This window comes from uncultured Pseudoflavonifractor sp. (assembly GCF_944387275.1).
Taxonomy (GTDB): domain Bacteria; phylum Bacillota; class Clostridia; order Oscillospirales; family Oscillospiraceae; genus Pseudoflavonifractor; species Pseudoflavonifractor intestinihominis.
The window spans coordinates 1-8,458 of sequence record NZ_CALXEG010000068.1; the positions used below are offsets into that span (position 1 = coordinate 1).

General features: G+C 64.2%; 10 protein-coding genes. 5 read left to right on the top strand and 5 right to left on the bottom strand.

Annotated elements, in window-relative coordinates; all coding sequences use genetic code 11:
• The 4 genes from Q0K23_RS12425 to Q0K23_RS12440 all read left to right on the top strand — a co-directional run.
• On the top strand, window positions 1-1,026 hold a 1,026-nt coding region (locus Q0K23_RS12425), incomplete at its 5' end, for a dihydroxy-acid dehydratase (RefSeq protein WP_294522843.1).
• 176 nt (window positions 1,027-1,202) lie between these two features.
• The gene (locus Q0K23_RS12430) at window positions 1,203-1,718 is read left to right on the top strand and encodes an RNA polymerase sigma factor (RefSeq protein ID WP_294522845.1); all 516 of its coding nucleotides are present in this window, start codon (window positions 1,203-1,205) and stop codon (window positions 1,716-1,718) included.
• Between the two features lie 90 nt (window positions 1,719-1,808).
• The gene (locus Q0K23_RS12435; protein ID WP_294522847.1) at window positions 1,809-3,578 is read left to right on the top strand and encodes a DUF4367 domain-containing protein; all 1,770 of its coding nucleotides are present in this window, start codon (window positions 1,809-1,811) and stop codon (window positions 3,576-3,578) included.
• A gap of 85 nt (window positions 3,579-3,663) precedes the next feature.
• On the top strand, window positions 3,664-3,792 hold the full coding sequence (locus Q0K23_RS12440) for a hypothetical protein (RefSeq protein ID WP_294522850.1): 129 nt from the start codon (window positions 3,664-3,666) through the stop codon (window positions 3,790-3,792).
• Window positions 3,793-3,848: 56 nt separating this feature from the next.
• On the opposite strand, the gene Q0K23_RS12445 is transcribed toward Q0K23_RS12440, so the two are convergent.
• The gene (locus Q0K23_RS12445; RefSeq protein ID WP_294522853.1) at window positions 3,849-4,406 is read right to left on the bottom strand and encodes a putative ABC transporter permease; all 558 of its coding nucleotides are present in this window, start codon (window positions 4,404-4,406) and stop codon (window positions 3,849-3,851) included.
• 221 nt (window positions 4,407-4,627) lie between these two features.
• Between Q0K23_RS12445 and pyrB the strand changes: the two genes are divergently transcribed.
• The gene (gene pyrB / locus Q0K23_RS12450) at window positions 4,628-5,683 is read left to right on the top strand and encodes an aspartate carbamoyltransferase (protein WP_294522856.1); all 1,056 of its coding nucleotides are present in this window, start codon (window positions 4,628-4,630) and stop codon (window positions 5,681-5,683) included.
• Between the two features lie 68 nt (window positions 5,684-5,751).
• Here pyrB and Q0K23_RS12455 read toward each other — a convergent pair whose 3' ends face one another.
• From Q0K23_RS12455 to Q0K23_RS12470, 4 genes are read right to left on the bottom strand one after another with little or no spacing between them, the layout of a single operon-like run.
• Window positions 5,752-6,348, bottom strand: coding sequence for a chromate transporter (locus Q0K23_RS12455; RefSeq protein ID WP_294522859.1), 597 nt, complete (start codon window positions 6,346-6,348; stop codon window positions 5,752-5,754).
• The gene (locus Q0K23_RS12460; protein WP_294522861.1) at window positions 6,345-6,908 is read right to left on the bottom strand and encodes a chromate transporter; all 564 of its coding nucleotides are present in this window, start codon (window positions 6,906-6,908) and stop codon (window positions 6,345-6,347) included. The genes Q0K23_RS12455 and Q0K23_RS12460 overlap by 4 nt, the downstream gene beginning before the upstream one ends.
• A 36-nt stretch (window positions 6,909-6,944) precedes the next feature.
• Complete coding sequence (locus Q0K23_RS12465) at window positions 6,945-7,862, bottom strand: hypothetical protein (protein ID WP_294522864.1); 918 nt, start codon at window positions 7,860-7,862, stop codon at window positions 6,945-6,947.
• Window positions 7,852-8,337: an RNA polymerase sigma factor gene (locus tag Q0K23_RS12470; protein WP_294522867.1), complete on the bottom strand. Its 486-nt coding sequence runs from the start codon at window positions 8,335-8,337 to the stop codon at window positions 7,852-7,854. The genes Q0K23_RS12465 and Q0K23_RS12470 overlap by 11 nt, the downstream gene beginning before the upstream one ends.
• Window positions 8,338-8,458: the final 121 nt, after the last annotated feature.

The following is an 8,458-nucleotide window of genomic DNA, read 5'->3' on the forward strand; positions in this document are numbered from 1 at the left end:
CGGGGCAACGGCACCATCCCCGCCGTCATGTCCGCCCGCCTGCGGCTGGCCAAGCACACCGGCATGCAGATCATGGAGCTGGTGAAGCAGGACATCCGTCCCCGGGACATCATGACCGAGGCCGCCTTCCACAACGCCGAGACCCTGGACATGGCACTGGGCTGCTCCACCAACTCCATGCTCCACCTGCCCGCCATTGCCCACGAGTGCGGCATCGAGCTGGACCTGGAGTACGCCAACCAGATCTCCCGCAAGACTCCCAACCTGTGCCACCTGGCCCCTGCCGGGGACACCTACATCGAGGACCTGGACCGGGCGGGCGGCGTGTACGCCGTCATGAAGGAGCTGACCAAGAAGGACCTGCTGGATACCTCCGTCATGACGGTCACCGGCAAGACGGTGGCCGAGAACCTGGAGGGGGTGGAGAATCTGGACCCGGAGCTCATCCGGCCCATCGACAACCCCTACTCCCCCTACGGCGGCATCGCCGTCCTCAAGGGCAGCCTGGCCCCCGAGGGTTGCGTGGTCAAGCAGTCCGCGGTGGCCGAGGAGATGATGGTCCACACCGGCCCCGCCCGTGTCTTTGACAGCGAGGAGGACGCCATCCAGGCCATCTACCAGGGCAGGATCGTCTCCGGCGACGTGGTGGTCATCCGGTATGAGGGCCCCAAGGGCGGCCCGGGCATGCGGGAGATGCTCAACCCCACCAGCGCCATCGCCGGCATGGGCCTGGACAAGGAGGTGGCCCTCATCACCGACGGCCGCTTCTCCGGCGCCACCCGGGGCGCCTCCATCGGCCACGTCTGTCCCGAGGCGGCCCAGGGCGGCCCCATCGCCTTCGTGGAGGAGGGGGACATGATCGCCATCGACATCCTCAACTGCAAGATCGACCTGCTGGTGGACGAGGACACCCTGGCCCAGCGCAAGGCCAAGTGGGTGTGCCCTGAGCCCAAGGTCAAGACCGGCTATCTGGCCCGGTACGCCAAGCTGGTGACCAGCGCGGCCCGGGGCGCGGTGCTGGAGTAAGAAAAAGTGTATTGCGGCGGGCTCCGTGCTTACGGGGCCCGCCGTTTTCTGTCCCGTTCGGACACCCCCGGCAGAGGGCGGGCTGCTTGCATCACACAGGAAAATTTGCTATGATAAAATAACATATGTAAATTCCAGGCGGTAAAAAGAACGGCGGAGAGGGGGTGCGCTGACCGGTGCAACAGAATATGGACCAGTGGTTCACCGATCTCTACCGGCACAACGCGCCCAAAATGGTGCGGTACGCCTACGCCCAGCTGCGGCGGATGGAGATCGCCGAGGAGCTGGTGGAGGACGCCTTTGTGCTGCTGCTGCGCAAACAGGACCAGGTGGCGGAGCACCCCAACCCGTCGGGGTGGCTGTGGAAAACCCTCCAGCACCTGATCCTCACCGAGGTGCGGGCGGCCCGGAACCGGGTGGAGGTGCCGCTGGAGCAGGACTTCGACCTGGCCGCCCCCCAGCGGGAGGAGGAGGCACTGTCGGACGCGCTGCCTGAGGGGCTGACGCCCAGGGAGCGGGAGATTTTGCTCCTGTACTACGAGGAAGAGCTGAGCCACGAGGAGATCGCCCGAAAATTGGACATCTCTGAGCTCAATTCCCGCACCAGGCTCTTCCGGGCCAGGGGACGGTGCCGGGAGCTGATGGAAAAAAACAAAAAAATACCCGCGCCCTGTAACGAAACGCCGCAGTGATGCGATATTCTTTATGAAAGGGGCGCGGAAAGCGCCATATGGCGCTTTTATCGTCCGTTTTTACGGACGATAAGAAGGAGGTGAACAAGGATGCCTGAACAACGGTGGAACGACATGGAGCCGGAGGAGCGGCTCGAGGAGCTCTCCGACTATCTGGACCAGATGGAGGAGGAAGACTTTGATCCCGCGGTGGTGGATCGCTGCCTGGCGGCCATGGAGGACCTGGAGCCGGAGGCATCCGAGTTTGACGCAGAGGAGGCGCTGAGAACCTTCCGCGAGAAGCACAGGGATCTGATCCGGGGAGACAGGGAGCCTGGGCAGGAGCAGCCCGGATTAAAGGTGCTCCCCGGGGCACGCAGGCCCCGGAGACGGCGCCTTGCCGCCCGTATTGCGGCTGTGGCAGCGGTGACGGCTGCCAGCTGCCTGCTGATCTGCCAAGCGGCGGGGATCGACGTGCTGGGCTTCTTCGCCAAATGGGGCAGGGAGGAGTTCTGGTTCCCGGGCACCGGGGCGGCCCAGGTGAGCAGCGCCGCCGTGGAGGGGGACTATGCCACCCTCCAGGACGCGCTGGACGCCAACGGCATCACAGCCCCCATGGCCCCCAACTGGACCCCGGGGGAGGCAGAGGGCTTCGGCCCCCTGACTGAGAGTGCCCAGGTGTCTCAGGAGATGCAGTCCACCCTGATCACAGCCCAGTGGCGGGACAGCGCGGGCAAGGGGTACGATGTGGAGATCGTCCGCTATGACCTGGAGAGCGCTTCCACATCTCTCGCGGCCGCGGGGGAGCGGAACACGGAGCAGTACGTCTGCGACGGCACCTCCTACTATATCATGGACACAGGGGACGGCACGGCCCGGGTCCTGTGGAACCGGGAGGACCTGACCGGCGATCTGGCCGGCGACCTGACAGTGGAGATGGCGGAAGAGCTGGTCCGGTCCATCACCCGGCCGGAGGGAGAGATAGTCTATACAGCCCCCAGCCCGGACTATGTGCCCCTGGGCAACAGCCTCCAGTCCATGCTGACCGCCTACCGTCTGGACGCCCGTCTGGCCCCCACCTGGCGGCCCGCAGGGTTTGAGAAGTGCGACATCAGCGGCGGGACCAGCGGCCTTGACAGCAGGGTGACCACGGTCCACGCGGTCTATGACAACAGCCAGGCCCAAAAGACCCTGGCCATCCACCTGGAGTGGTGGGACGATGAGAGCGCGGTGGAGGCCCCTGTGTTTGCGGGCGTCACCGGCGCGCCGGTGTACTATCTGCACAACGGCGTGGAATTCCGCATCTACGCCTGTGACGGCGGCTATGCGGTGGCCTGGCAGGATGGCCATGTCTCCGGATATATCACCGGCGGCATCACCCTGGAGGAGGCCAAGCGGATGGTGGACTCCATCCCCCGGTGGTCCCAGGAGCGGCCCGAAGCGGAGAACATCGGCCAGGTCATTGAGCCGGACTATCAGTACTACGACAGCCTGGCCGAAGCCCTGGAGGACTATCACCTGGACGCGGGTCTGGTTCCGTCCTGGGTACCGGAGGGCTTTGTGCTGGAAGAGGCGGAGGCCATGGACATGCTGAGCAGCGTGGAGTTTGACGGCGTGTACGTGCGCGGAGAGGAGTACCTGATGGTCCATCTCAGCCTCCTTGAGAACGGGGACGACGGCCGCACCACGGTCTACATGAAGGACGACCAGCCGGTGACCGAGTACCTCCACAACGGCGTCACCTACTACATCATGACCAACGGGGACTGGCGCACCGTGGCCTGGAAGAGCGGCAACATTGAGGGCTCCATCAGCGGCAGCTTTACGCTGGAGGAGGCCAAGCAGATGGTGGACTCCATCACCGCAGGTGCGGAGAGCTGAAATTTTCACATAAAGTAAAAGAAAGGGGTGAGGCGCTATGGGTATCTGGAAAGCAGTGTCTATCGGAAGCCTGGGAGTGGCTCTCTTGCTGGTCGCCATTGCGTTCACAGGAACGGGCATGCTGGAGGTTCTGGCTGCCCTGAACGCCGCCGCCGGCATGGGGATCATCGCCCTGCTGGCCGTTATCATCGAAAAGCTGTCCAAGCCGAAATAACCGCGCCGCGCATGCGCTTCCGCTCCCCCGCCGTTAACCGGCGGGGGCGTTTTTTGTCAGGAGGCCTGTTTCCGCTTCTGGCCGTGGCCCACACGGAGGTACCAGCGGAGGGCGTCGGTGCTCCGCTCCCGCCGTAGGACATAAAAGGTGAGAACGGCGTCAGCGGCCACCAGAACGGCGGCGACGAGGGTGACCCAGGCGGGGATGGCGGGGAGGAGCACCGACGCCCAGGGCTGGATGAGCCCCATAAGCCCCAGGGCCAGCAGGCCCCACAGCCCCGAGAAGAGCAGGCACACCCGGCCGCCCAGCTGGAGGGGCAGATGGCTGTAATCCCAGAAGTCCACCCCGGCGGCGTAGTGGTACACCACGGCCATGGCGTACTCGGCGGCGGTGGCGACCAGGGAGCCGCAGAGAAACAGCAGCAGGGGATTGGCCAGAACAGCGGGGGGCAGCAGCAGGATGAGCACCGCACCCAGGCCGTACACCGGACAGAGGGGGAGGAAGAGGTGGCACTTCCGGTCCCGCTTGGGGTTGCCCGTGGCCCGGGCAAAGAGCACCTCCAGCACGAACCCCACAAAGCTGTACAGAACAAAGTACCAGAACCATTTCGCCATGCCCGCACCTCCGGAAATCAGAAGACTGAATTGCCTTTAGCATGGGGTGAAACAGCCCAAAACATGCGGAAAATTTCTGACAAAAACTGGGCCGTCTGTCCGGTCAGTAGAGTTTGACAGAGCGGAGCGGGAAAAACCACGGAAATTAGTGAAAACACTCCTTGTCCCGGGGTCAAAAATATGATATTATAATCCGAAAAATAAAATGGGGGAAGATGGGCATGCGGCATCTGATTGATTTTGGTGATCTACCTCGAGCGGAATGGGACGCGCTGTACCGGCGCTGCAGCGATATTATTGACCATCCCGCCGATTACATGGACGCCTGTAGGGGAAAGGTGATGGCGAGTCTCTTCTATGAGCCCTCCACCCGGACCAATTTCTCCTTCCAGACGGCTATGCTCCGGGTGGGCGGCTCGGTGTTCGGCTTTGCCGACCCCAAGTCCACCTCCACCGCCAAGGGCGAGACCCTGAAGGACACCATCAAGATGGTCTCCGGCTACGCCGACGTGGTGGTGATGCGGAATCCCCGCGAGGGCGCGGCCAAGGCGGCCTCCCTGTACTCCAACGTGCCTGTGATCAACGCCGGCGACGGCGGGCATATGCACCCCACCCAGACCATGGCCGACCTGACCACCATCACCCGGCTCCACGGCGGCGTGGACGGCCTGTCCGTGGGCCTGTGCGGCGACCTGAAGAATGGCCGCACCGTCCACTCCCTGATCAAGGCAATGGCCAAGTTCAAGGATATCAAGTTTTACCTCATCTCCCCCCGTGAGCTGGCGGTGCCCGAGTATATGCGGGCCTTCATGCGGGAGAACGGCATGTGGTTCGTGGAGGTCACCGGCCTGGAGACCGTCATGCCCCAGCTGGACGTGCTCTACATGACCCGCATCCAGCGGGAGCGCTTTGTGGACCCCCTGGAGTACGAGCGGAACAAGGGCATCTACGTCCTCACCCGCAGCAAGCTGGAGCGGGCCCGGAAGGATCTGCTGGTGATGCATCCCCTGCCCCGTGTGGACGAGATCTCCATCGACGTGGACGACGATCCCCGGGCGGTCTACTTCGAGCAGGCCCGGTACGGCATGTTTGCCCGCATGTCCCTCCTCATCGAGCTGGCCAACCAGCCCCGCATGGACACCGATGCCGTGGAGATCGGCACCCAGCCCGTGTGCCACAACCCCAACTGCATCACCCAGACCGACCACTACCTCCCCCCTCTGGTGAAAAAGAACGGCGGCGTGGACTGCTGCGCCTTCTGTGACGCCCAGCTGTGATAACAGACAAAACAATACGGCTCCCTTCCAAACCGGAAGGGAGCCGTATTGTTATTCTCGGAACGGTTTCAGAACTGGAACACCACGCCGATGACCGCAGCGGCGGCGATGTACACAATGGGGTGGAGCTTTTTGAGGGCCTTGACCTGCATACAGACAAAGACTGCGGCGGCCAGCACCACGCCTTTCCAGTTGATGACGGCGGTGAGGGAGTTCCAGCCGGTCCAGGCCACGCCGGTGAGCAGGGCGATCTGGGCCACCGACAGCCCGGCGGCGGCGATCAGGCCGGTGGAGGCGGGGCGCAGGCCGGAGAACACGCCGTCCACCACCCGGCTCTGGCGGAACTTCTGGAGGAACTTGGCGATGATGAGGATCACCAGGATGGAGGGGGCCACCAGGCCCAGGGTGGCAATGACCGCGCCCACCACGTTTCCGCCAGGCAGGCCGGACTGGCCGCCCACAGTGAAGCCCACATAGGTGGCCATGTTGATGCCCATAGCGCCGGGGGTGGACTCGGACACGGCCACCATGTTGGCCAGGTCGGCGGCGGAGAACCAGCCGCTCACCTCGCCCAGGTGGCGCAGGAAGGGCAGGGTGGCCAGGCCGCCGCCCACGGAGAAAAGCCCCACCTTGAAGAACTCATAGAACAGCCGGAGAAAAATCATTTCGCCGCCTCCTCTCCCCGCTTCAGGTAGCGGATGCAGGAGGTGATGGCCAGGCCGCACACGCCGGACAGGATGACCAGCAGCACCGGGGATAGCCCCAGGAAGGCGGACAGCACCAGCACCACCAGGAAGATGACGGCGGACCACCAGTTTACCACAGAACCCTTCGCCAGCTTGATGACGCTGGAGAAGATCAGAGCGCATACGCAGGCCCGGATGCCGGCAAAGGCGTGGATGACCACCGGGAAGTCGGCAAAGTTCTGGAGGAAGGCGGCGATGATGCAGATGATGACGATGGAGGGGAACACCACGCCCAGGGTAGCCAGAACGCCGCCCAGGCACCCGGCCTGGGTGTACCCCACAAAGGTGGCGGTGTTCACCGCAATGATGCCGGGGGTGCACTGTCCCACGGCGTAATAGTCGGCCAGCTGGTCCTCGGTGGCCCAGCCCCGCTTCTCCACCACTTCGCGCTGGAGAATGGGAAGCATGGCGTACCCGCCGCCAAAGGTGCAGGCGCCAAGCTTGGCAAAGGTCAAAAACAGGTCCAAATAGCGGTTCAAAATGCTCAACCTCTTCTGGTATCTATGATTTCCAGCTCACTCGTGGCCCTGATGGCCGCTGTTTCCGTGGCCGTGGTGGCCGCTCTGGCTTTCCGAGCTGCCGGAGCCGGCCTGCTGGCCGTTCTGGCTTCCCGAGCTGCCGGAGCCGGTCTGCTGGCCGTTTCCGCTGCCGGAGCAGCCGCCCTGTTGGCCGCCGCCGGTATCGGAGCCGGACTGCGGTTGACCGGAGCTGCTGGATTGTGATTGGCTTTCCTGACCGGATGAGGTGTAGGGCTCACCGGAGGAGAGAGCGGCGATCCTGGCCCGGATCTCCTTCATGGACATGGCCTGTACCTCCTCCTCGGTAACAGAGGGGTCCAGGGCCTGGAGTTCCAGAAAGGCCTGATACTTTCCCACCGACATGCCAGCGTGGTGTGCCTCCTCCAGATCGCTGCTGCTGCCCTCGTGGCAGTACACCCGGCCGCACCCCTGGGCGCAGGCCTGGGCGGCGGAGAGCATCTGGGCGCTCTTGTCCGGGTCGTCGCAGGCCACAGTGATGGACACGGCATCGTCAGCCGCCAGATAGGCGGACACGGTCTCGCTGGACAAAATCTCCTCCAACGCCTGGGTATAGGGCTGGAAGGTCACGTCCAGGGAGCTGGCCAGGGCCTCGCCCTCCGGGTTGAAGCCCCGCACCGAGATGACCCGGTCCAGCCGGTTGAGGGACAGCTCCAGAGAGGGGTTCACATCCACACTGACGGCGGACACCGGGACCAGCAGGGTGTAGTACCCTCCCGCGCCCACCAGCACCAGCAGGCAGGCCGCCACGGCCGCGATGGTGCGGCGCAGCCGGGCGGCGGGACGCCTCCGGACGGGGGCCTCCTCACCGGCCCGGGCCAGGAAGGCCAGGGTGCGCTCTTTCAGCTCCGCTTCGGCATGGACGCTGTCAAAGGCGGCGTGCAGCTTATCCTCCATGGTCGTCACCTCCCAGCCTGTCTTTCAGCAGCTTTCTGGCCCGGGTGAGGAGGGTGTACACCGTGTTGGGATTCTTGTCCAGAATCCGGCCGATCTCCACGGCGGAGTAGCCCTCGTAGTAGTGGAGATAGACCGGCTCCCGGTACTTTTCCGGCAGAGCGGCCACCGCCTCCAGCACCTCCCGGTGCTCCTCGGGTACGTCGGCGGGGATATCCGCCAGGGCGTGGAGGGGCACTGTCCTGCTGCGGAAAAAGCTCCGCAGCAGGTCCCGGCATGCGTTGAGGGTGACCCGGATGAACCAGGCCTTCTCATGCTCCTCGTTCTCAAACACAGCGGTGCTGAGGACGTATTTCAGAAACACCGTCTGAAACACGTCCTCTGTGTCCGCATGGTTTTTCAGATGGAGCAGACAGATGCGCCGGACCGTATCCCCATACCGGTCGATGGCCCGGCCTGCCTCCGCCTCGCTGCGCATGGACCTCCCCCATTTGAACCGTTTAGCTGTGCCGGCCTCCGTGATGGCCGCCGTGGCCGGAGTCATGGCCGCAGCCGGTGCCGCGGCAGTTGGTGCCGCAGTTGTCGCAGATGCCGTCGTT

Bases quoted from the DNA above. Each gene is read 5' to 3' on its own strand.
- Q0K23_RS12435 (WP_294522847.1), top strand. From the start codon at position 1,809: ATGCCTGAACAACGGTGGAACGACATGGAGCCGGAGGAGCGGCTCGAG.
- Q0K23_RS12445 (WP_294522853.1), bottom strand. From the start codon at position 4,406: ATGGCGAAATGGTTCTGGTACTTTGTTCTGTACAGCTTTGTGGGGTTC.
- pyrB (WP_294522856.1), top strand. From the start codon at position 4,628: ATGCGGCATCTGATTGATTTTGGTGATCTACCTCGAGCGGAATGGGAC.
- Q0K23_RS12455 (WP_294522859.1), bottom strand. From the start codon at position 6,348: ATGATTTTTCTCCGGCTGTTCTATGAGTTCTTCAAGGTGGGGCTTTTC.
- Q0K23_RS12465 (WP_294522864.1), bottom strand. From the start codon at position 7,862: ATGGAGGATAAGCTGCACGCCGCCTTTGACAGCGTCCATGCCGAAGCG.
- Q0K23_RS12470 (WP_294522867.1), bottom strand. From the start codon at position 8,337: ATGCGCAGCGAGGCGGAGGCAGGCCGGGCCATCGACCGGTATGGGGAT.